Origin of the sequence: Clostridium pasteurianum (genome assembly GCF_001705235.1) — a bacterium.
Classification (GTDB): Bacteria; Bacillota; Clostridia; order Clostridiales; family Clostridiaceae; genus Clostridium_S; species Clostridium_S pasteurianum_A.
In genome coordinates this window covers 3,751,985-3,775,767 of record NZ_MCGV01000001.1, presented here as the reverse complement: position 1 = coordinate 3,775,767, position 23,783 = coordinate 3,751,985, and the positions used below count along the sequence as shown (strand labels likewise).

Below are 23,783 nucleotides of genomic sequence, written 5' to 3'. Positions count from 1 at the left end.
AAATTTTCCCCCCTTAATATGAATTCATATTCCCATGAAATTTCTTTATTTTAAAAATATTTTTAACAAATTTAAAAGAGTCCTTTACTATATTCACATGAGAGCCTTCCCTATCTATACACTTCACAGCAAGTTGAAATACTCTAAAATTAAGCTTTTTTGCAATGTACAGCATCTCAAGATCTATAGCAAGCTGCATATCCCAATGTAAATATGGCAGTATATATTTAGCACAATTCCAGCTCATTACCTTTAACCCTGTCTGAGAATCATCTACTTTATTAGGAAGCAAGGGCTTAGTAATATGCCTCTTTAGGAAACTTATAATTCTCCTTATAATATTTCTATCCTCTGCCGTTTTATCTTTAGTTCCAATAACCATATCGTAATATCCTAATTTAATTATATTTAGCATAAGAGATATATCTTCAATCTTAAATGAATCGTCAGAGTCTACAAAAATTATAGTATCTGCACGTATATAGCTAAGTGCCTGTATATATGTACCTGCTTTTTTAGTGTTATAGTCTAACTTATAATACGATATACTTGCCTTATCATCTATCCACTCTACATTTTCCTTATAATGTTTTAAAATTTTATTGACTAATCCATCAGTTTCATCTGTACTTCCATCATTTAAAAAAAAGATACTAGCATTAGTAAAACCTTTTTCTATCATAATCTTTATTTTACTTATAAAATCATATACATAACTAATTCTAGATTCTTCATTATATACTGGAATAACTACAGCTATATTGTATGGTTTTATATAATACATTGGCTTTAAAATATTTTGAACACCATCTACAATTTCATATGGATATTTTTCCTTCCATCTAAGAAGCTTTATTTGACCAAGTCCCTTTATACTGTTTAAATAATATAATTCTGTTTTTAAAGACGTTTTAACATCTACAACAATAAGTATTGGAATCCACATGTTTGATAGCCTTATAATGTTCCCAGCATCAGCACACTTTATAGGATCACTAGCATCTATTATAACCATAGAATATACGAACTCTTTTATAAAATTAAGCTTGTCCAAATTAAATATATCATTATCATAAAAAGTAAGTATATCATTATACTTTATATTTCTCTTTCCATCAGTTACTATAAGTATTTTATTATTCAAATTCCACCACCCCCCGCAGGTGTCTAGCTTGTAATATACTGTAATTTAATTAGATTTTCTTTCATTTATGTCTATCTTTAACAAATTATATCATAATTTAGCCTTAATATCAAACATTGTAAAATATTCTGCTTAAATTTGGTTATACCTTTGCATAAAAAATAGGCTATACAAAATTAGACCGCCTCTGTTAACTAACAGATGGCAGCCCATTTTGTATAGCCTATCCAGTAAATTTACTAATTTACCATTCTCCAATTACCTTTGCATTTCTATGATCTATATCAAAAGATCCATTATTAAAATAATCTCCACCTCTTGCAAAAGTAGTATCTACGTTTATCCACTTTCCGCTCTCAGGAACATAGACTTGATTCCATGCATGGCTTACCCATGAAGCTCCATTAAACCCTTCTCCCGTTACAAGCCTAACTTTCATATTATTCGCTCTTGCCATAGCTACATAAAGGCAAGAATAATCAAAGCATATTCCTTTTCTAGTATTAAATGTAGGTATAGCACCTGATTTAACATCATAATTATTATTTAAAACACTATTTGCTTTATCATAATCATAATTTATATTATATCCTACCCAGTTATATAGCTTTCTAGCCTTATTTAAGGTTCCACTTGAATTATAAGTTAAATTTCTAGCAAAACTATCAATTTCAGAATCAGATTTTATACCTTCATCCAATGTTACTCCATTATAATAAACAACTACATTAGAGCCTTCATTTTCACTATTAATATTATTATTTGTACTATTTGATTCATTTGCTTCTTTAGTTGCATTTCCTGTTTTAGCTACAATTTTAAAGGAATTGTCCAAAATATCAGGCAAATTCTTAGCTACACTTGAATTAGTTACCGGAACTATGACTTTTTTACACAAATAAGTGTATACATTTGATCCCTTTAGATAACTATTCATCTTTGCGCCTGGACTTATTATAGAAATTGCATTAAACAAAATAAGAACAGTTATAAGATAACAAATTCCCCTTGGAATCTGAACAATTGAACCTAAAATTCTTTTCACAATATTGCTCTTGTTAGAAATAACTTTATCAAGTCCATCATATATATTAAAAAATACAAATCTAGCAAGCAAACTTAGTATCAAACTAATAAGCTTATATACTATATATACAAATATGGGTGCAACTACAAAATATAGTATATATGGTTTATTTGCAATAAGTTCCGTTATATTTTGAGGAATAAGTTTATATAACTTACTTCCCTGACTATTTAAAAATATAACTTTTGAATATTTTATTCCTACAAAAATGGCAGCAATAAATGCTATGCTATTTACTAAATTTTCAGTATCTCTCTTTAAATCATAAGAAGAAAATTTAAACAAAAATCCTCTTACAATTGGAAAGAAAAATGCAAATATCAAAATTAAAGTTATTGGATTTGCTTTCAATTTAATCACCTCAATATTGACCTTTAATAATTTTCAACAAAAATTTCCTTTAAAACCTCACCTATTTCATTCCATGAGTATCCTCTTCCAAGTAAATAGCTGCCTACCTTTCTCTTTATTTTAAATTTATCTTCTTCTACTCTTATTAATGAGTTATACTTTTTTATAGCCATTTTTCGCATACCCTCTACATAGGCTTCATCATTATCATGGTATTCATTTAACTTTTCGTCTATAATATTATCCTTTATTCCCTTTCGCTTAAGCTCATACCTTATCTTTGATTTTCCATATTTTTTAGCTTTCTCTTTTATATAAACTTCAGCATACTTAGAATCATCAACAAACTTATAATCCCTTAAAAATTCTATAACCCGCCTTATTATTTTATCATTAAAATTATACTTTTGAAGTTTAACTTCTATTTCATTTTCTGTTTTAAATGTCTTTTCAATAAAAGTTAGAGCCTTACTTTTAGCATACAAATAATTATCTTCTTCAATTAAACCTTCAAGATAATTCATATCAATAATCTTGCCTTTTTTAAGTCCATTTATATATACAAGTTCACTACTGCATGAAAATGAATATTCTCCATCAACATATACATTTACCCTATCTTTTTTCTTCTTCTGAACTTCTATCTTTGTTATAGCATTATCCATACTAAACACTTCCTTTAGACTTTACTATATATACTGAAGGATCTTTAAGAACTCTACATGCAATTTTTCTTACATCTTCACTCTTTATAGTATCAACATAATTCACATCCTTCAAGAATTCATATATATCTTCGTCATCCATGCACTGGTGAAGGACATAATTGCCAATATCTGTAGTATCCTCTAATGTAAAAGCTATAGAAGTTTTTAAAACCTTTTTCATAAGTACAATAGAATCATCATTAAGAACATCCGGCTCTGTCTTGATCTTTTCTATAGCATTATTTATACTTTCAATTGTTTCCTTAATATTTTCACTACTTACAGCAGTATAAATGTACATAGTTTTTACATACTTGGATAAATTTAATTCAGAATATATATCATAAGCAAGTCCTTTATTTTCTCTTATTTCTCTGAAAAGTATGCTGTTTGCACTTTCCCCTAATTTATAATTTAATATCTTTAAGGCTGTTTCCTCAAACCTATTTAAATTATGGACAGTAAACATATATATTATACTGCTTTGAGATATATCACTTTTGCTTGAAGTTACCCTGCAAGGTATATTTTTTTCAACAATTATATTATCTTGTTTAACTTCCCCGCTTTTCCAATCCCCGAAATACTTGTTCACTAAATTAAATATATCATCATGTTCCATCATTGACACAATAACTATAAAAGAATTATTAGGCAAGTAATATTTTTTATAAAAATTGACTATGAATTCTCTCGTGAAATTTTGTACATTTAATTTTGTACCTATTGTATCATACTTTAGCGGACTATTAGAAAATCCAATTTCATGCACTTTAGTATAACAATAATCTTCTATATCATCCTTGCTGCTGTTTATTTCTGATAATATAACTTTCTTCTCTTTTTTAAACTCATCTTTATCAAATGATGGTTTTTTTAACATATCAGAAACTAATTCTACAGCATTGTTTAGCTCTTCATGAAGCGCAGTTACACTATATACTGTACAATTATAATCGGTGTACGCATTATATTCTCCACCAAGGTTTTCAAATTTTTCATTTATTTCTCTATTGCTAAATTCATTAGTTCCCTTAAAAAGCATGTGTTCTATAAAATGTGAAGCACCTTTTTCATTATTCTTTTCATATATAGAACCAATTTTAACACCAACATGCAGTGAAAACAATGCTGTTTTTTTTCTTATAGAAATAATCTTCAGTCCATTATCCAACCTAAATTCTCTTGAATCAAAAATATTGTTGTTCATTAACTTCTCCTTCATTTATAACTAAACTACCAATTTATATTTAATATAAATCCACAAAATAAATTATACCTCAAATTCACATAAAAATGATATAGAAAAATAGAAACAACTTAAATTAAGGGAAGTATTTATAACTTCCCTTAAAATCATTTATATTTTGCAAAATTGTAAACTTCATTTTTATAAATTATTAGATATACATTTTCTTTAATAAAAGAACATTTTTTATTTTACTATCCAATTTATCATAATAACAGAACATAGCTTTTACCATATCTTTACCTGACATATTTATTATAAAATACTTTTTAGTCACCTCAGCCAATATCTCCTTCTCTATAGGCTTATCGGTAACTATCAAATAATTGCTTATCTGATCACTATATTTTGATATTATATTTAATATATTTTCACTTTCAACTATATCCTTATTCTCTAAGATACATACTCTTATTATATTTTTAGTAAACTTAAGTTTATCCTCATTTACAATAAGATATGAATTTTTATTATCATTATCAAATTGTGAACTTACTTTATAATCCATTGCGGTTAAAATATCTTTTAGTACTGAGTCAAATTTATTTTTATCCATACTATAAACTATATTTTTAACACATTGAACAGCATCATTATATAATTTCTTTTCCTTCTTTAATATTTCATCAGCACTACCGCTAGAAACAATAAGTCTTCCCATTTCTGCTTCACAGCCGAATACCATAAAAATAGGACTACTTGAACTTAATGATGCTCTGAGATTCTTAGACATAGAGCTTTCACTTATATGTTTATTAATCCACTTTACCCTGAACATACTTGGATATTTAGGCCATTCTTTAGGATTATATTCATAATTTGAATCTACAGTTCCTATATAATACTCTTTATCTTGAGGATCATATGAAATCACCCTGTCTCCTTTAGCAATTTCTCTAGAAAACTTCCATATGTAACCTTCGCGTTGAATTCTCATCATAGGTGTTTCCTTACTATATACTTCATCACACTTAATTAAAAGTTTATCCTTGGTATCATACTCCATAGGATTACCGATTTCAGGAAATCCGAAAGTTATTACGCCATTACTTGTCCATTTAGTTAATAAATTTTCATTTCCATTAATACTACTAATCATCCACCAATTTGCCACTCAAATCTCCCCAATCTTTTAAACCTTGTATTATTACTTTATTACTTGAAAGTTATTATTTTATTTAATGCCTTACTTTTCTTCAAGAAAGACAATAATGGAATTCCTAGGCAAAAACATGATATTATCTCTCCTAGTGCAACCCAAACTGCATTTATTAGAAACGGAGTATGCTGTACCATTTTTAATTCTATACCTATTATCACCGCATTAGATATCACTGGTGGTAATGGAGCAATATATTTTTTAAACTTTATATTACTTTTTCCAATAAAATATGTTAGACACGCTCCTATAAACGTAGCCAAAGTTCCAAATATCATATCGAGTTTCATCATGCTAAAAATATTCGCTATAAAACACCCTAGTGTAATACCTATTATATAATATCCCGAAAAAAACGGCAATATTGTTAGTGCTTCTGCCACTCTTACTTGAATCTGACCATAACTCAAAAAATATAAATATATGGTAAGTGCTGCATAAAGTGCAGCTACAAAAGCATTTACTATTAAAATTTTCAAAGTTCTTCTACTCAATGTCAATTTACCTCCATAGTTTTATTTATAGACAGGATGGTTTCGAACTGTCTCTTCTATTTTAACATAGTTTTAAATAAGTGCCTACCTTAGCACTCATTTAAAACTATATTTTTATTTTTTATATATTCTGTAGTTGATTTTAGGAAATATATTATCCATATTCTCAATTTTCTTCAACTGTTTTTCTTCAACTGTATTTTTAGTTATTTCATCATAAAGTCTCATAAATCTATCAATATGAGTATTTATTCTTTTTATAGCATAATCGACAGTTGTATTATTTTTTATTATAAATGACCAATCAGAAGATTCTGCAAGCATAAGTTCTCTTGAAGCTTGATTTAAAGCTCTTTCTTGAAGCTTAGAAGGTTTATCATAAGTGTTCGCAAGTCTTATCATTATTTCCTCACAATTATGAATATCCTTGTATATCCAATGATTAGATGGATTTACCCATACCGAATAATCTCCATTTTCTCCCCAACTTGATGGGCTAGGGGTACTACACTGAACCATAGCATTTTTCTTTAAATATTCAGTTGGAGTTATAAGCTCATATGAAGTCCACTCCTCTGCACTCTTTCTTATGAATGCATTTATAAAATCCGGTCCTTCAAACCACCAATGTCCATATAGCTCCGTATCATAAGGGCATGTTATTATAGGCGGTTTATCCATATTATCGGCTGCAGCATTTATTTGATCATGCCTGCACCTAGCAAAATGTGATGCATGATCCCAAACTTTCTGCATAGCATTTTCTCTATTGTAAATATCTTTTTCTTCTGTATTTCCCGTTATCTTATAATACTTAAACCCAGTATCAACTCTTATTCCACTTTCATTAATGTATGGTTTAATGTAATCCATAGGAAGTTCAAACCCAATATCTCTATAAAACTCTCTGTAATTAAAGTCTCCAGGATATCCCATAAAATCACTCCATACCTGATATGATGAATCCATATCTCTCCCAAAAGCACACACACCACTTGGTGCTGCTATAGGGGCATTAGTACCATACATAGGTCTAGGTGATGCATAATTAATTGCAGTACTTTCAGAAATAAAATACTTTATTCCAAATTCCTTAAGTATATTATCAATTCCATAAGCATATGCACACTCTGGAAGCCATATTCCATTAGGCTCATGACCCATTACATCTATATAATATTGAACACCTGTAGCTATCTGTGCTTTAACAGCCTCTGGATTTATTAAAATAAGAGGCAGCAGGGCATGAGTCGCTGAACAAGTGATTATTTCCACACATCCTAATTTATCGTACTTCTTGAATGCATTCATAAGATTATTTTCGTATTTTTCATATGTTGATTTTATACTTCTAGCTCTTTCATTATAAAAAAGTGCAACCTTATTTTTTTCTCTATGATTTTTAGTTCGTACTATCTCTTTTTCTGAAAGTTCTATGGTTTTATTAAGATAATTCAAATATCTAGAATTCAAATATTCATCTTGAAGCATTGACATAAGCGGCGGCGTTATTGACATTGTCATTCTAAATTTCACTTTATCCTCTAAAAGACTATCATATACTTGAATAAGTGGAATATAACACTCACTCATTACCTCAAAAAGCCATCTTTCTTCAAGAGAATCCTTTATCTCTGGATGCCTTATAAATGGCATATGACTGTGCAAAACAAAATTAACATATCCCTTTTTCAAAATTATCCCCTCCGTTACAATTTTTTGACAATTGATGATCCAGGTGACATTTTGCAATATTTTTCTTCATTTCGTTCCATTTGTTGCTGGAAGTATTTGTTGTAATAGGTATGAGATTGTAAAATTATATGAGGATATCTCCTAATTTTTTTTTCTCTCCATAAAGGGATATGGTTTAGGCTCTTTATGGATGGCTTTTTTATTCACTTTTTTATTATATATTGGCACCTTTCCCTCTGGATTAACAAAATTTTCAGAGACATCTACATAATACACCGCCGAATCACCTGATATATGATTTCTAGGTGTTGTAACAGTATTCGAAACAGCTATGGCTTCAAAATCATCATTTGGCAGGATTCTTCCAAGCTTAACAAAAACATCTACATCATCTTTATCAAGCTTTATATACCAATTATCAGCCACAGGATCTATGTAAATAGTTTTAATTTCACAAGCACTTCCATCTGAGATTTCATATACCTTTAAAACAGGTTTCGAATTTTGCCACGAATTTTCTCCATATCTATCTTCAAATTCTTTAATAGTAATAGGTGATACATTAAAATAGCAAAATACATTGTAAGCATTTTGAACTAGAAGCACTAATTTAGTTTCATCATTCTCCATCATATAACCACCCCTTTGCAACAATTTTTAATGAAAAACAATTTTGAAATATGCGAAAATTCCCCATATAAATCAAAAATTTAACAAGAATAATTTACTACCCTATTTTTGTTCATTTCTCCTAAAATTATTATAGCTTAAAAATATAAACATGTCACGTGCAACCTCCCCACTATAATACACAGCAATTAGAAGATTATATATTCAGTGTCCATTTTATCCAATGTATCTTTATTCTGTATACTTTATGAAAATTTAGTATATTAATAGAACTTAAAAAATATAAATTAATTATAGATTTTTTTTTACTAAAATTTGATTTTCTTGTACATGTGTACATATACTTAAAAAATTTATTTGAGGGGGAAGACAAAAAATTGAAATTAAAACTTTCAAAGTTTCAAAAAATCCTAATAATATTAATATCTGTTTTAATTATTGAAATTATACTTGTAATAACATTTTATAAGATGAGTACCGTAAGCTCTACAATCTCCGGATATATACCAAAAGAAAAAATACTCATAGTAGTAGATGTACAAACTAGCAAACTCTGTGTCTTTCAGCACGATAAATTATTAAAAACTTATGACATTTCTGGCGGAAAACCATCTACGCCTTCACCAATAGGTACATGGACTATTGTTGGTAAGGATACATGGGGAGAAGGATTTGGAGGAAGATGGATGGGCTTCAATGTTCCATGGGGTAGATATGGAATACATGGTACAATTTATCCAAACTCAATTGGATGGAATGCTTCACATGGCTGCATACGAATGAGAAACAAAGATGTAAGAGAACTTTATAGAATAACTCCTGTTGGTACTAAAGTAATTGTACAAGGAGGTCCTTATGGAAATTTTGGTTCATATCTCAGAACTATAAAACCAGGTATGCGGGGTGCTGATGTTTATGAAATACAAAAACTTTTAGCAGAAAGAGGATATTATAAAGGAAAACCAGATGGAATTTATGGAGATGGAATGAAATACTGTATACATAAATTTCAAAAAGATAACAATATATATGTATCAGACACTATCGATAAAAACTTTTATAAAAAGCTAGGTGTTAATTTGGTTGAATAAAAATTCAAATACATGTATTGACAATTAATTATATATTTCTTATAATCGAGTTAAACGTAGCAGAGTAGATATTGTGCGTAAAGTGTTAGAGGATGGGAAGTTGTCTCTAAACGAAAAGACTTAGTCTTGCGGTGCAATGTTGCTTCCGCTGTTACATTAAAGGGATTTTGGAACATTTGCCTTTTTTTCTCTTTAATGTGGCAAGCATTAAGGAGGAAAGGAGGCTTTTTATTTTTTAGTTAAGCTGCGTAATAACTAAGATAGGAGTAATAAAATAATGAATAAAAGAAGTACAAAATTCCTTATAACTACAGCTTTATGTATAGCACTTTCAATTATATTAAAAACTATTGGTATTTCACTAACTGGTGGTGGAATTGTGATTATGAAAATAAACTTCAGTGCTATTTTTTACATTCTACCAGGATTGTTATTTGGACCATTTTATGGTGCTATTGCAGGTGGTGCCAGTGACATACTCGGTTTTCTAATGAAACCGACAGGAGCTTATATGCCTATTTTTACACTTACAAATATAATTGCCGGTTTTCTTCCTGCTCTATTTTGGAAAAATATAAAATTAAAATCTATAAGCATATTGAAAAAAATATACGTCTTATTTTTCTCAATAATTTTCATTTCCGGAATGGTCAATTATATACTTATAAAATTTTTGTACAACCTACCTATTGCAAGAGTACTTACTAGTCTCGGTAAAAAATCTCAGTATACAGGTATTGGCTTTATCTTAATAGCATTACTTGGCATGACCGTCTTCATGTTAAATGAAATTATTGAAAAGAAATCGAAAAAAAATTATTACTTATGCAATAATTTTTTTAAACTCATAATGTCAATTGGAATTTCAGGAATAATAGTTTCAACTTTAAATACAATTTTCATGCTAGTTTTTACCCCAGCTTTAGCTGCAAGTGGCTTCATGATTTTATGGCTTCCTAGAATTGTACAAACAATTCTTATGACCATGTTAAATGCATATTTGTTATCAATGCTTATGTATTTATATAATTTTGCAGACAAAAAAGCTTTGGGGGTGAATTAACATTACCGAAGGGACATAAAAAAAGTTCTATAAATCTAAGATAAAAAAATCATAAAATACTAAGAGTTTTGAATAACTCACTAACGTTCAAACAAATTCAAAACTCTAAGTATTTTATGATTTTTTTACCAAGATTTATTAGAACTTTTTTTAATTGTCCCTTCGGTAATGTTAATTCACTTGAAAGTAAAACAAGGAAAAAATTCCTCCGTACCTACGGGATTTTAGGCTTAGACTCATTTCTCGTTTAAATAAATTAATGTACTAATCGTCATTAATCTGTGCTGTGGCTCAAACCTTATGTATAATACCATTCAAAACTCTAAGTATTTTATGATTCTTTTACCAAGATTTATTAGAACTTTTTTTAATTGTCCCTTCAGTAATATTAATTCACTTGAAAGTAAAACAAGGAAAAAATTCCTTCGTACCTACGGAATTTTAGGCTTAGACTCATTTATCTTTTAATCAATTAATGTACTAGTCGTCTTTAACCTGTGGTTCAAACCTTATGTATGATATCATTCAAAACTCTAAGCATTTTATGATTTTTTTACCAAGATTTATTAGAATTCTTTTTAATTGTTCCTTAAACAATGTTAATTCACTTCAGGGGTAAAACAAGGAAAAAATTCCTCCGTGCCTACGGAATTTTAGGCTTAAACTTGTTTTATTTCATCTTGTAATGGAGTTCAACAAATTGATTGAACCTCCTTATCCCCTTTAACTTTAGTTCTAACTCAAAATCATTTTTTTTAAATAAAGGTATTCCATGACCTATTAATGTAGGTGATATAGTAATAATAAATTCGTCAACTAACCTTTCTTTAATAAAAGAATTTAGAAGAACACCACCGCCAACAAGCCATATGTTTCCTCCATCCAGTCTTTTGATTTTATTTGTAAATTCCACTACATCTTGATTAATAAATTCTACATTTTCATTCTTACCTTTTTCTGATTTAGAAAATACATAACACTTTTTATTCTTATAAGGAAATTTACCTTTTTCTTTTTCAATAATCCAGTCATAAGTTCTTCTACCAATTAGAATAGTATCAACTGTATTGTAGAATTCAGAATATCCATTATCTCCTTCACCTTCAGTTTTAAACAACCATTCCAAGGAATCATCTTCTGTCGCTATGTAACCATCTAAACTTGTTGCAATATATAGAACTAATTTTCTATTGCTTAACATCTATAAACCTCCATATTTATAAAATTCAATCTAATTTTAAAACATAATTAGTAAACAATATTTTACTATTTTCCATTAAATTATAGTTTTTAATGACACTTATTGTAACATAACTTACAATATATCGCATATGTCATACATACATTGGCTCGCTATTTTTTAAGTCTTTTATTTTGATATACGAATGTGCTACATTAATTTCTACAACTTTAGCACTCTTCCTAATAGAATATCCATTAACCATGTACTTAGCATATTTAGGCCTCTTATCTAATGTTTTCTTACTTTTATAGGTTGCAGATATATCTTTGTTTACCATTATACTTACCATTTCTTGATATAGTTTCAGAGCCACAAATTGGGCACACTTTCCCCTTAGAAAATCTAAATTCTTTGCCTTTACCTTCTACGTGAAGTAACAATATTTTAAGAACGATTTAAATATAACTCAATAAGACTTTGCTCCAAATAATGAAAAGACTTAGTAATTTTAATTTGTCTGAGCTTCTTTTCAGCGAGTTATTAAAATTTCTTAGTCTTTTCATTATTTTGGGCTTAGTCTTATGCGTTTTATTTAATGTTTCAAAATACTGTTACTTCATACTATTTTAAAACCATCCTCTTATGACCTTTTTACTTTCATTTGACGGATAATAATTCTTTTCACCTACTTTATTGCCAATTGCAAAGACAGAAAATCCCATGAACCATTTTTGAGTAAAAACAAGCTTGTAAGCTTCAAAACATCTTGCCTGTTCCTGTCCATTCTCTACATTAGACGGTTGCGGATTCCATGGATATTGTGATGCATAATTTCTTCTTGGAAAACCAAGCTCTCCAAAGAAAATTGGCTTATTCCATTTTTTATGCAGCTCATTCAATTCATCTACAATCCTCTGTCCCCTACTATTTATTGTTGTAGAATAAAGACTGTTTTTTATATAATCTACACTGTTAACAGCATTACCTGTAATCTCAAAATATGCTGCTACAGAAATATAATCCACCTTAGAAAAAATCTTGTTATCAAGTTTCTTTTTGAATTTTTCCTTTGACTCATTATCCCAGGAAGCTGTATACCACCAATTTGTTTTATATGTAATAAGTCCTTTGTATTTGCTCCTTGCAAAATCTATTATATTACACCACTTATCACTGTAATTTTCGAGATTAACAAAATTTGAAGCAATACACAAAGCATCGACTCTTTTAGGTACAGCAACCTCATCTATAATTTTACCAATAACATCATTTTTCCATGTACTAAAAAATTTATTTACATCTGTAGGCTTCATTGAAGTTTCATAATCCTGTCCTTTATTTATCCATGGATATGGTTCTAATATAACATTTATATTTCTTTTATTTAACTCATCAATAAGCTTTTTCGCCTTTTCTTCGCTTTGTTTATTTACAGATATAGACTTTGCATTTAAATCAGATATATCAACTTCAATAGGAACATTCACAGTATTAAGCTTCATACCATCTACATCCTTAAGCGTTTGATCTATAGTGTAATCAACAGATAAATCACCCGATTTTATTTTATTATTGAAACTTTTATTTAACGTCTTTTTATGCATTATGTTAGAGTAATATGCTATATAAGCTTTAGATCCCGGAAATATCCCTAATAATATAACTAAAATTAAAACAATACTACAAATACCGCCTAAAATTTTTATCTTATTTTTTATCAACTAATTTTACCTCGCAATCAATTATAGTCTTCTAGTAAAAATTCTATATAAGTTTAAGTTTATTTAACGCATTATAAATACCATCTTGAAGAACACTATCTGTTACCATATTTGCCTCTTTCTTAAGCTCAGGCACTGCATTTCCCATAGCAATACCATTTTTTGCAGTCTTAATCATAGTAATATCATTTTTGCCATCTCCAAAAGCAACAGTATCATCAATATTAATTCCTATATACTTTATAATATATTTTATTCCACATGCCTTATCCCAATCTATAAAAGAAACATCTGCCGATAAATAAGGTTCATGAGTGTTAAAAACAAGTTTATCTTTAAAATATTCAGCGCACTCTTCTAAATGATTTTTATTCTTTAAAAAAACATCAAGCATATTAGCCTTTACATCTTGTACTTGCCACTTTTCTATCATGTATGGCTCTCCTCTTTTATAAAATCTATTCATATCATAAATTTTACTTTTATCCATATTATAAGAATAGCCGTTATAAGCTCCACTAAAGCTTGCACTTATCCCTAATCTGTTAAACTCCTTAATTAAAAATTTAATCGTATTTTCATCAATAAGTTTATTATATATACATTTATTTTCATACACAAGATAAGTACCATTGCAGCAAACATAACCATCAAACATACCTTGGAACTCTTGAGTAACAAATCTTATAGGTCTCCCACTGCAAATAAACGTAAGGTGTCCATTTTTCCTAAGCTGTTTTATGGCTTTCTTTGTACTTTCTGGCAATATCATTCCCTTATCCGTATGCATTATTAATGTACCATCTATATCAAAAAATACAGCCTTCCTATTTTCCATAATAATTCCTCCCCTGAACCACTTATATTAAGATTATATATCATTCAAGCCATATTTCAAATAAATGTTTGCTTTTACGCTAATTTAAAACATTAGCTTCATTTAATGTGTAAGTTAAAAAATGCACCAAGCCTCCAAACTTTTCCTTTACAACAGCAATTAAGTTATTATAAAATTTATTTAAAGGCAGGTGTTTAAATTGAATAATATTGGACTCATATTAGAAGGCGGTGGTATGAGAGGCGTATATACAGCTGGAATACTCGATTTTTTTATGGATAAAAATTTATACTTTCCTTATGTCTCAGGTGTATCCATGGGCGCATGTAACGCTGCTTCATACGTGTCAAAACAAAGAGGTAGAACTAAGGCCGTAACCGTGGATTTAGCCCCAGATCCAAGATATATAAGTATAAAAAATTTTATTAAGCATAGGTCTATATTTAACATGGATTTTATATTCGATGAAGTACCAAATAAACTTGTTCCTTTCGATTTTGAAACTTTTTCATCCTCACCTCAAAAACTTATTATAGGAACAACCGATTGCTTAACCGGAAATGAAGTTTATTTTGATAAAACATCAAATGATGATATTTTAAATATTATAAGAGCTTCTAGCAGTCTACCTTTTATATCCAAACCCGTAAAAATAAATAATAAAATATTAATGGACGGCGGTATATCTGATCCAATACCAATAAAAAAATCAATAAGTGACGGAAATAAAAAAAATGTTATTATACTCACAAGAGATCCAAATTACGTAAAGGCACCCTTCAATCATAAGTGGCTTCTTTCTAAAAAATATTCTAATTTCAAAGGATTATGTAAATCTCTTTTAAATAGACATAAATTGTACAATGAAACTTTAGCATATATAAAAAAGCTTGAAAATGAAGGCAGCGCATTTGTTATAAGACCCCAACTTCCGCCCAATGTAAGACGTGTTGAAAAAAATCAAAAAAGATTAAATTCATTATATTTACAAGGGTATAAAGATGCTGAAAAAAACTATGAAAACTTAATTAACTTCCTAAATTAAAAATAAATGGAAGTAATAATGCTTTGGAACATTAAAAAGATTTATTAGAATTTTTTTAAATTGTTCCAAATCACTATTACTTCGCTTAGAGAGTAAGTCGAGGTGACTTTTTCTCCGTTACACTACGAAAAATTTTCAACCTTATATCCTTTCCATTTTCACTGATAAAAATGTTCTTTTATGTATTATCAGTTTTTCCGGAGAGAAGCGACGGAAAACCATCCTTCATTCTTAATTTTTCATTCTTAATTCTTAATTATTTTTGGTATTCTAAAATATTGTTACTTATCTTTAATTTTTCTCTTTGAATATATTTTTCTTTTGTGGGCAAAATAATCCAATATACTTACAATCTTTTTAGAGGAGGCTTAATTAAATGAAAATAGGTTTTCCAAAGGGTCTTTTATATTGTGATTATTATCCCTTTTTTAACACTTTTTTTAACGAACTTGGCTGCAATGTAGTAACTTCTCCCGATACAAACAAGAACATTTTAAATCTTGGTATAAAGTACTGTGTTGATGAAGCCTGCTTACCAATAAAAATATTTCACGGTCATGCGGCATATTTAAAGGATAAATGTGATTACATATTTATTCCTAGAATCATGTCAATTAGTAAAGGTGAATCTATATGTCCTAAATTCTGTGGTCTTCCAGAAATGATCAAGAATTCTATACCTGATTTGCCTAAAATAATATCCTACCCTATTTACATGGATACAGAAAAAAATTTTATGAAATTTATAAGAAAATGTGGTCATGAATTTACTAAAAGTAGCTTTAAAATTCAAAAATCATACATAAAAGCTAAAACGGTTCAAAATACTTTTAATTCAAAAAAAAGCAGCCATAAGTTACATAGTACTCGTGTAGCTTTAGTTGGTCACCCATATAATATATGGGATACATTCTCCAATTTAAATTTAGTAAATAAATTAGATAATTTTAATATAAGTATACTCACTGAAAAAGATATAGATGAAAATTTTATAAATAATGAAATAAATAATCTATTTAAAAAACCATTTTGGACTTTTGCAAGAAAATCCTATGGTTTTTCAACTTTTGCTGCAAAAAATCATCTAGTAGACGGTATAATATACATTTCATCTTTCGCGTGTGGTATAGATTCAGTGATAATAGATTTAATAAAAAAAGAACTCAAAAACTTCCCTATATTAGTTCTTAAAATTGATGAACAAACTGGAGAAGCTGGTTTTAATACAAGGCTTGAAGCTTTTTCCGATATGCTTGAAAGGAGATACGATTTTAATGACAATAACATTTCCTCAATTAGGTAACACTTGTTATGCAGCTAAAGCAGTCTTTGATAACCTTGGAATAGATTATATAATGCCTCCTAAAAGCAATAAAAAGTGTCTTGAATTAGGTTCTCTCTATTCTCCTGAAGATATATGCCTTCCATTTAAAATAATGCTTGGAGCATATATAGACTGCATAAAAAGAGGTGCTGATACCATAATTATAACTGGCAGCTGTGGTCCCTGTCGCTTTGGCGAATATTGTGAAATGCAAATAAATCTTTTAAATAACCTTGGATATAATGTTGATTTTATAGTATTAGATAAACCATCATCCATAGGAAAATCCGAATTTTTTAATAGGATTTCAAAAATTTCAAATGCAAGTTCTATAAGTAACTTTGAAAAAATGAAAACTTTATATTCCGCCTACAAAATAATAAATCTTATTGATTATATAGAAAAAACCGCTAGATATAAAGCTGGTTTTGAATTAAAAAAAGGTGAATGCAAAAGGATTTTAAACTCATGTAAAAATAGTGCCTTAAATACTACAGGTGCCGATTCAATTTTAGCTCTTTTATTAAAATATAAACGCATGATAAAAAATGTTCCAATAGATCCCAATAAGCAGCCTTTAAAAATATCAATTATAGGTGAAATTTATACAATATTAGAACCTTTCTCAAACTTTTATATTGAAGACAAATTAATGGATTTAGGAATATCCACCCAAAAAACTTTAAATCCAAGTTGGTGGTTCAAAGATGCAATTTTATCTGCTATAAATTTAAATTCCTTAAGCCTAAGAATTAATTCAAAAAAATATTTGCCTTACTATATAGGTGGTCATGGACGTGAATGTATTGGAGAAGCCGTTACTGCAAGTAAAGCTGGATTTGATGGAGCAATACAATTATTTCCTATGGGTTGTATGCCTGAAATTGTATCTAAAGCAATACTTCCATCAATATCAAAAGAAAAAGACTTTCCTATTCTATCATTAATAATAGATGAGATGACAGGAGATGCAGGTTACATGACGAGAATAGAAGCATTTATAGATTTACTTGAAAGGAGAAAAAATAAATGTATTATATAGGTGTAGATGTTGGTTCAGTAAGTACTGATATAGTTATACTAGATGAGAAAAATGAAGTAGTAGATAGTTTATATCTGAGAACTAAAGGTAGACCAATTAGTGCCATAAAAGAAGGTTTTAAATTTTTAAACACAAAATATACTGATGACCAAATTTTAGGCGTTGGTACAACTGGAAGTGGAAGAGAGATAGCATCTTATGTACTTGGTGCAGATGCAGTTAAAAATGAAATAACAGCACATGCAGTAGCAGCATTAAGCATAAATAAAAATGTAAGAACCATTATAGAAATAGGTGGTCAAGATTCTAAAATTATAACATTAAAAAGTGGTATTGTTACTGATTTTGCAATGAATACTGTTTGCGCTGCTGGAACTGGCTCCTTTCTTGATAGGCAAGCAGAGAGACTTGATATACCTATAGAAGACTTCGGAACGTATGCCCTCAAAAGTACATGTCCCGTTCGTATTGCAGGGCGCTGTGCCGTTTTTGCAGAATCAGATATGATACATAAACAGCAATTAGGCTACAAAGAAGAGGATATAATTAAAGGCTTATGCGATGCTCTTGTTAGAAATTATCTAAGTAATGTAGGTAAAGGCAAGGAAATTGTTCCTGAAATATTTTTTCAAGGCGGAGTTGCTTCAAATGTAGGTATGAAAAATTCTTTTGAAAATTATTTAGGTTGTAAAGTAATAGTTCCCCCTCATCATAAAGTTATGGGAGCTATAGGTGCTGCTTTGATTGCTAAGGAAAGTTTAATTAAAAGAAAAAATCATACTAATTTTACTGGATTCAGTTTATCTAATACAGATTTTAATTCTAAGAGCTTTGAATGTTCTGGATGTTCTAACAGATGTGAAGTAGTTGAAATAAAAAATAACAGCTCCATTATAGGATGCTTCGGTGATAGATGCGGAAAATGGAGTAAAAGCAATGCTGTATAATTTTATATGTCAATAACTCAAATTATTACAATACTATGAATTAATTTTGTTAATTTTAACTATATACTGTATAATATTATTATCTAGAAAATATTATTTTACTATGGTAATAATTTGAGGGTGGTTATTTATGAGAAACTTTAGTGAACATAGAAAATTTAAAAGAACAAAATACAAATGTACTGTAAATTCTTTTATAGTAAATGGTGTATCTCAATCTTATAATGTTGAAATTCTTGATATCAGTGAATCAGGTGCACGAATTCATGTACCTAAACAATTAAACACAGGCGATAAAATCACTTTTAATTTTAGAATGGGAGCTTTAAATATAACATGTAATTCAACAATTATATGGGGAGCTGTTAATAGCTTTTCATCTGGATTTATAAATGGATGTAAATTCGATATTATCGCTGCTGATAAACACCTCCTAAAGCTTTTTATTGATTCACTTTATAATAAAAAGTTTATATCAATATACAAAGATAAAAAAACTTACATAATTCCAAATGTATATTACACTTTAGATATATCAAATAGTGACTTGTATAAAATATTTCAATATGCAACATATCAAATAGGAAGTTTTAAAAAATCAACAGAGGTTCTTGATTTAAGTATACGAAATAATATTGTTGAAAGATTAAGCACATATCTAGAGGAAAATGCAAATTGTTTTAAAGTAAGTATGTATGAATATGATCAATTCTATGATATACTTGATTTTTCAATAAAATCCCTTGAAGACAATTCCGAAAGTATTTCAGCACTACAATTGAGAGAAATTAATTTATCTGATTTTCAAAGTGATCGTGCTCAAAAATACAAAATTGACTTTGAAAAACTACCTAATGAAATAAAACTACTAGCTATAGACGAAATATCTAAAACTCTAACAAATATAGGATAATAATTAAACTTTACTTACACATGTACCAAGACATTAATTTTCAAAACATTATGGTACATGTATAAATAAAATATTAAACTTAAAATCCTATATTATATAAGTTTAATGTAGAAACTTCTTGAAATAAATTGAATTTAGTAATATGATATATAGTGAAACTTGTGGTAAGTTGTTTAAATTTATATGTATTTTTATTACATATAAATAAGGTTTCACTATATTTTATTTATATAATTTTAGGAAAGCAAATAAATATACATATAATGTGTATATATTTTTTATATGGAAAGCAATATGAATTTTATCTATATATTTATTAAATACAATTTTTAATTGATTCATATATAGATTTTTCAATTGGTTTCTCTTTATTATACAAAATTTAAGATAGTGGGTGTTTATTGATGAGTAGTAAGATTTTAACTGAATCTGGAAAGAAAAAACTTGAAGATGAATTGGAATATTTAAAAACTGTTAAAAGGGCTGAAATTAAAGAAGCTCTAAAATTTGCCCGTTCACAAGGCGATTTAAGTGAAAATGCCGATTATAGTGCTGCTAAAGATGACCAGTCTATGAATGAGACTAGAATTCAAGAAATTGAAGCTATACTAAAAAGCTGTACTGTAGTTGAAAGTTCTGAAAATCAAAATATATTTGATTTGAATAAAAAAGCGTTAGTTAAGTTTTGTGATACAGATGAAACAGAAGAAGTTACATTAGTAAGTTCTGTAGAAGCTGATATTAAAAATATGAAAATAAGCATTGATTCTCCATTAGGAAAAGCTTTATATAAAGCAGAAGTAAATAACAAAACTACTGTTCAATCTCCCGATGGTAACTATGAAGTTGAGGTAGTTAAAATTTTATAAATAAAAAAATCAGCTTAAATGTTAAAACATTTAAGCTGATTTTTTTATTTTGAAAAAGTTTTAATTAAATTATGGTTTAATAAATCATCTGAATATTTAAGTTCAGCTGCACTTGCATTTTTTTCGCTTTTAAGTTCAGATGTTTCTGGAATCTTCTTACCAGTTGCTATATCATAATAAGTATCAGTCCATGATACATAAAATACTTTACCATCTGTAAATGACCCATTTCTAAATGTAACTCTCTTCTTATTTGCATCTTTTAGATTAAGCAGATCATCACCAAACATATAATTATTATTTATATTAAACATATTAGCTAAAGTTGGATAAAGATCCATCTGGCCTGCATAAGTATGGTTAACACCTTTATGCTCGTCATCAGGGAAATGAATAAGCATAGGAACTTTTTGATATTCATACCATTTAAGATCATTTGCTTCTTTTGTATCTTCAAAAGCATAAAGTTGATTTATATTTTCTTTTGGTATTGCAAAATGATCTCCATACAACACAATTATAGAATTCTTAGTTATTCCTTCTTTATCCAGTTCGTCCAAAAACTTTCCTAACTGTTCATCTGTATAATGTATTCCTTCTAGATAATTTCCCAAAAGCGAACCTTTGTATTTTCCAACATCTAATTTATCATTAGTATACTTTTCATATGCTTTTGTATCATTAAAAGGATAATGACTACTTAAAGTTATAAGGAATGAAAAATACGGTTGCTTAAAGCTTTTTAATTTTGTAAGAGATTGATTTAAAAAAGATTCATCACTTAACCCCATACCGACAGTTTGATTCAAATTGTAATTTGTTTGAGAAAAGAAATCATCAAACTTTTCTGCTTTATACATAACATTTCTATTCCAAAATCCTGGAGTATAACCATGAAGCGCTGCTGTATAATACCCTTTATCACCTAACTCCTTAGGAATAGAATTAAAAGTATTACCTGCATAAGTATAATATGCTGCTCCTGATTCAGCTGGATACAATGAATTTAATGACATAAATTCAGCATCAGAAGTAGTTCCTTGAGATACTTGATAAAAATAATTATCAAAATACAAACTTTTATTTATCCACCTGTCTAAATTAGGTGTTATCTCTTTTCCGTTTATGCTTCTATTTATAACAAACTGTTGAAGTGCTTCCACCTGTATCATTATAAGATTTTTTCCTGAACCCTCAGATTTAAAATTAACGCCACTATTAGAATTCTTATTCTTAAGATATCCGCTAATCGCGTTCTGATTTTTTTCAGGAAGCTTTTTAGAGTTTTTTATCTTGGTTTTCGTATAATTATACGCATCTACAGCATGAAAATTTACATCTCCAATCATTTTTGTTAAATATATTCTATTACTCATTGCCGTTAATAACGTAGGCTGCTCTGTAGAAACCTTATGAAATGCACTTGCCTCCATTGCTGAGCCTAAAATTAATACCGCAGCAAACAAAATGATTCTTAACTTGAAAGTAGATTTATCATAATATTTATACGGTTTTTTAAAAAATTTTTCTAAAATTATAAATATAATAACATCAATAAAATAAAAAATATCTGTAATTTTTAAAACACCTGCTACACTTGATTTTACTCCCATTAACATTTTTGCATTTTTGACTGCAGAAACAGTTATTATATCCTTATTATACCTAAAGTACGCTATATCCGATACAAGAATAATGCTTATCAAAATGTCAATTACAAGGAAATATACAGTTCTTTTCTTTCCCTTAAATAATAACGAAAAGCTAAAAAGTATTAGTACAGAAGCAAATATTGGTGTAATAACACCTGTGTCAAAATATTCTGGAGAAATTTCCCTTCCATAAGAAACTACTTTAAAAAATATAACCATGAAAAAAACTATACTATCACCATAATTTAATATTTTCGAAAATAAATCTGTTGCTCTATCTAATAAATAATTCTTATCCGCTGCATAAGATTTCATTCACTCATCTCTCTTCCAATTTATCATTCTCCTATAATATAATATAAAAAAATTAATAATACATAAATAACTTATTAACATTAAATAAATTATTCATGTATTAGTACATATAACGCATTAGAATTTATGTCTTATATACATATAACCTTTAAAAATTCTCTCATAAAATAATTTTATGAAACTTTTACTTCAAATACATCAAGTATAAACATAAAAAGTGGTATTCCTAGTAATAGTCCCCATGTTCCCATAAAATGATCTGATACAATAAGTATTATAAAAGTAAAAAATATAGGCAATTTAGTTTTTGATGACATTAATTTAGGGTTTAAAAAATAGCTTTCTATGCAATGAATGACAAAAATCATTATAATCACATATAATACTTCCACAATACCACCAATTTTAAATGCAATCAGTGATAAAGGTACAAGAGAAATGATTACTCCTGCCACAGGAACAAGACTTAATACAAATATCATAACCCCTAAGGTCATAATATTAGGAAATCCCATTATTATAAGAGAAATAACTGATAATATTGTATTAACAAAAGCTATTATAATCTGTGCCTTTATAACCTTACCAAAGGAATTCAAAAAATTGTTTCCATAGTATATAAAATATTTATACATAACAGATAATTTACTTTTTTCAAATTTTTTTCCAAAATTTTGTATCTGTTTTTTTTCTAACACAAAGAATAAACTTAATACAAATGCAAAAAAAACATTTAAACTTACCGTTCCAAAACTTTTAGCAAATTCTATAATATAGCCCAATCCCATTTTAGTATATGATCCTATATCCACTTTAGAAATAATTGGTTGTATATACTTGCCGAGTATTCCTAATTGATTTAAATCAACACTATTATAGAAACTACTTGCTTGATTAATAATACTTGTTGTTTGTCTTACAATTATTGGAACATAACTATAAAATGCAAGAACTATCAGAGCTATCATTGTCACATATAACAATATAGTAACTAAGCTTTCACGAACTTTAATATGTTTTTTTAGTTTTAAGACTATATAACCTTGTAGACTGCTAATTAAATATGTAATAATAAATGTTAACAAAATAAAATTTATTATAGTTCTACAAAAATAGAAAAATGCAATTAAGAGAATCAAAAATGAAGCTCTCTTAAATGATTCTTTATGAAATAGCTCTAATAAACTTTCCAATATAATACCCTCCTTTTACAGTAATAGTTTACTATGAAATTTCTATAATTTCAATGGTATAGCTTTGGTAT

At 28.3% G+C, this 23,783-nt stretch carries 21 protein-coding genes, 1 pseudogene and 1 riboswitch; of the genes and pseudogenes, 8 read left to right on the top strand and 14 right to left on the bottom strand.

Annotated elements, in window-relative coordinates; translation table 11 throughout:
* Positions 1 to 13 precede the first annotated feature (13 nt).
* The 8 genes from BEE63_RS16895 to BEE63_RS16860 form a co-directional block, all read right to left on the bottom strand.
* Entirely contained in the window at positions 14 to 1,144 is a 1,131-nt protein-coding gene (locus BEE63_RS16895) for a glycosyltransferase (RefSeq protein WP_066022496.1), read from the bottom strand.
* A 244-nt stretch (positions 1,145 to 1,388) separates the two neighbouring features.
* On the bottom strand, positions 1,389 to 2,582 hold the full coding sequence (locus BEE63_RS16890) for a transglutaminase-like domain-containing protein (RefSeq protein ID WP_066022495.1): 1,194 nt from the start codon (positions 2,580 to 2,582) through the stop codon (positions 1,389 to 1,391).
* A 23-nt stretch (positions 2,583 to 2,605) separates the two neighbouring features.
* On the bottom strand, positions 2,606 to 3,247 hold the full coding sequence (recX, locus tag BEE63_RS16885) for a recombination regulator RecX (RefSeq protein WP_066022494.1): 642 nt from the start codon (positions 3,245 to 3,247) through the stop codon (positions 2,606 to 2,608).
* 1 nt (position 3,248) lies between these two features.
* A complete protein-coding gene (locus BEE63_RS16880) occupies positions 3,249 to 4,499 on the bottom strand; it encodes a M16 family metallopeptidase (RefSeq protein ID WP_066022493.1) in 1,251 nt (416 codons plus the stop codon).
* A gap of 190 nt (positions 4,500 to 4,689) precedes the next feature.
* Positions 4,690 to 5,652, bottom strand: coding sequence for a restriction endonuclease (locus BEE63_RS16875; RefSeq protein ID WP_066022492.1), 963 nt, complete (start codon positions 5,650 to 5,652; stop codon positions 4,690 to 4,692).
* 41 nt (positions 5,653 to 5,693) lie between these two features.
* Positions 5,694 to 6,191 carry a QueT transporter family protein gene (locus BEE63_RS16870; RefSeq protein WP_066022491.1) on the bottom strand — a complete coding sequence of 166 codons (498 nt, stop codon included), beginning with the start codon at positions 6,189 to 6,191 and terminating at the stop codon, positions 5,694 to 5,696.
* A 114-nt stretch (positions 6,192 to 6,305) separates the two neighbouring features.
* Positions 6,306 to 7,886, bottom strand: a complete 1,581-nt coding sequence (locus tag BEE63_RS16865) for a glycoside hydrolase family 57 protein (RefSeq protein ID WP_066022490.1) — start codon at positions 7,884 to 7,886, stop codon at positions 6,306 to 6,308.
* Between the two features lie 141 nt (positions 7,887 to 8,027).
* Positions 8,028 to 8,519 (bottom strand): DUF4912 domain-containing protein, encoded by a 492-nt coding sequence (locus tag BEE63_RS16860; RefSeq protein ID WP_066022489.1) that lies wholly within the window; start codon positions 8,517 to 8,519, stop codon positions 8,028 to 8,030.
* A gap of 374 nt (positions 8,520 to 8,893) precedes the next feature.
* Here BEE63_RS16860 and BEE63_RS16855 point away from each other — a divergent pair, with 374 nt between their 5' ends.
* The gene (locus BEE63_RS16855; protein WP_066022488.1) at positions 8,894 to 9,607 is read left to right on the top strand and encodes a L,D-transpeptidase family protein; all 714 of its coding nucleotides are present in this window, start codon (positions 8,894 to 8,896) and stop codon (positions 9,605 to 9,607) included.
* 58 nt (positions 9,608 to 9,665) lie between these two features.
* Positions 9,666 to 9,760, top strand: a riboswitch (THF riboswitch).
* 124 nt (positions 9,761 to 9,884) lie between these two features.
* Entirely contained in the window at positions 9,885 to 10,670 is a 786-nt protein-coding gene (locus BEE63_RS16850) for a folate family ECF transporter S component (protein ID WP_081312589.1), read from the top strand.
* Between the two features lie 670 nt (positions 10,671 to 11,340).
* Here BEE63_RS16850 and BEE63_RS16845 read toward each other — a convergent pair.
* The 4 genes and pseudogenes from BEE63_RS16845 to BEE63_RS16830 all read right to left on the bottom strand — a co-directional run bounded on the left by BEE63_RS16845 (position 11,341) and on the right by BEE63_RS16830 (position 14,412).
* On the bottom strand, positions 11,341 to 11,871 hold the full coding sequence (locus BEE63_RS16845; RefSeq protein WP_066022486.1) for a dihydrofolate reductase family protein: 531 nt from the start codon (positions 11,869 to 11,871) through the stop codon (positions 11,341 to 11,343).
* A gap of 178 nt (positions 11,872 to 12,049) precedes the next feature.
* Positions 12,050 to 12,308 (bottom strand): annotated as a pseudogene (locus BEE63_RS16840) (transposase); the annotation flags it as partial.
* 171 nt (positions 12,309 to 12,479) lie between these two features.
* Positions 12,480 to 13,574: a glycoside hydrolase family 113 gene (locus BEE63_RS16835; protein ID WP_066022484.1), complete on the bottom strand. Its 1,095-nt coding sequence runs from the start codon at positions 13,572 to 13,574 to the stop codon at positions 12,480 to 12,482.
* Between the two features lie 43 nt (positions 13,575 to 13,617).
* Entirely contained in the window at positions 13,618 to 14,412 is a 795-nt protein-coding gene (locus tag BEE63_RS16830; RefSeq protein WP_066022483.1) for a Cof-type HAD-IIB family hydrolase, read from the bottom strand.
* Between the two features lie 199 nt (positions 14,413 to 14,611).
* Between BEE63_RS16830 and BEE63_RS16825 the strand changes: the two genes are divergently transcribed.
* The 6 genes from BEE63_RS16825 (at position 14,612) to greA (ending at position 20,552) form a co-directional block, all read left to right on the top strand.
* Positions 14,612 to 15,457 carry a patatin-like phospholipase family protein gene (locus tag BEE63_RS16825; protein WP_066022482.1) on the top strand — a complete coding sequence of 282 codons (846 nt, stop codon included), beginning with the start codon at positions 14,612 to 14,614 and terminating at the stop codon, positions 15,455 to 15,457.
* Between the two features lie 376 nt (positions 15,458 to 15,833).
* Positions 15,834 to 16,760: an acyl-CoA dehydratase activase-related protein gene (locus BEE63_RS16820; RefSeq protein WP_066022481.1), complete on the top strand. Its 927-nt coding sequence runs from the start codon at positions 15,834 to 15,836 to the stop codon at positions 16,758 to 16,760.
* On the top strand, positions 16,732 to 17,823 hold the full coding sequence (locus BEE63_RS16815; protein ID WP_066022480.1) for an acyl-CoA dehydratase activase-related protein: 1,092 nt from the start codon (positions 16,732 to 16,734) through the stop codon (positions 17,821 to 17,823). The genes BEE63_RS16820 and BEE63_RS16815 overlap by 29 nt, the downstream gene beginning before the upstream one ends.
* Positions 17,811 to 18,770, top strand: a complete 960-nt coding sequence (locus tag BEE63_RS16810; protein WP_066022479.1) for an acyl-CoA dehydratase activase — start codon at positions 17,811 to 17,813, stop codon at positions 18,768 to 18,770. Before BEE63_RS16815 ends, BEE63_RS16810 begins: the two co-directional genes overlap by 13 nt.
* A gap of 130 nt (positions 18,771 to 18,900) precedes the next feature.
* Complete coding sequence (locus BEE63_RS16805; RefSeq protein ID WP_081312588.1) at positions 18,901 to 19,683, top strand: PilZ domain-containing protein; 783 nt, start codon at positions 18,901 to 18,903, stop codon at positions 19,681 to 19,683.
* Positions 19,684 to 20,087: 404 nt separating this feature from the next.
* Entirely contained in the window at positions 20,088 to 20,552 is a 465-nt protein-coding gene (greA, locus tag BEE63_RS16800; protein WP_066022478.1) for a transcription elongation factor GreA, read from the top strand.
* Positions 20,553 to 20,596: 44 nt separating this feature from the next.
* On the opposite strand, the gene BEE63_RS16795 is transcribed toward greA, so the two are convergent.
* On the bottom strand, positions 20,597 to 22,423 hold the full coding sequence (locus BEE63_RS16795) for an LTA synthase family protein (RefSeq protein WP_431732488.1): 1,827 nt from the start codon (positions 22,421 to 22,423) through the stop codon (positions 20,597 to 20,599).
* 269 nt (positions 22,424 to 22,692) lie between these two features.
* Positions 22,693 to 23,712, bottom strand: a complete 1,020-nt coding sequence (locus BEE63_RS16790) for an AI-2E family transporter (protein ID WP_066022476.1) — start codon at positions 23,710 to 23,712, stop codon at positions 22,693 to 22,695.
* Between the last annotated feature and the right edge of the window lie 71 nt (positions 23,713 to 23,783).

What these genes read in the sequence shown, in the direction of transcription:
- recX (WP_066022494.1), bottom strand. Translation starts at nt 3,247, where the DNA reads ATGGATAATGCTATAACAAAGATAGAAGTTCAGAAGAAGAAAAAAGAT.
- BEE63_RS16880 (WP_066022493.1), bottom strand. Translation starts at nt 4,499, where the DNA reads ATGAACAACAATATTTTTGATTCAAGAGAATTTAGGTTGGATAATGGA.
- BEE63_RS16860 (WP_066022489.1), bottom strand. Translation starts at nt 8,519, where the DNA reads ATGATGGAGAATGATGAAACTAAATTAGTGCTTCTAGTTCAAAATGCT.
- BEE63_RS16850 (WP_081312589.1), top strand. Translation starts at nt 9,885, where the DNA reads ATGAATAAAAGAAGTACAAAATTCCTTATAACTACAGCTTTATGTATA.
- BEE63_RS16845 (WP_066022486.1), bottom strand. Translation starts at nt 11,871, where the DNA reads ATGTTAAGCAATAGAAAATTAGTTCTATATATTGCAACAAGTTTAGAT.
- BEE63_RS16830 (WP_066022483.1), bottom strand. Translation starts at nt 14,412, where the DNA reads ATGGAAAATAGGAAGGCTGTATTTTTTGATATAGATGGTACATTAATA.
- BEE63_RS16820 (WP_066022481.1), top strand. Translation starts at nt 15,834, where the DNA reads ATGAAAATAGGTTTTCCAAAGGGTCTTTTATATTGTGATTATTATCCC.
- BEE63_RS16815 (WP_066022480.1), top strand. Translation starts at nt 16,732, where the DNA reads ATGACAATAACATTTCCTCAATTAGGTAACACTTGTTATGCAGCTAAA.
- BEE63_RS16810 (WP_066022479.1), top strand. Translation starts at nt 17,811, where the DNA reads ATGTATTATATAGGTGTAGATGTTGGTTCAGTAAGTACTGATATAGTT.
- BEE63_RS16805 (WP_081312588.1), top strand. Translation starts at nt 18,901, where the DNA reads ATGAGAAACTTTAGTGAACATAGAAAATTTAAAAGAACAAAATACAAA.
- greA (WP_066022478.1), top strand. Translation starts at nt 20,088, where the DNA reads ATGAGTAGTAAGATTTTAACTGAATCTGGAAAGAAAAAACTTGAAGAT.
- BEE63_RS16795 (WP_431732488.1), bottom strand. Translation starts at nt 22,423, where the DNA reads ATGGTTATATTTTTTAAAGTAGTTTCTTATGGAAGGGAAATTTCTCCA.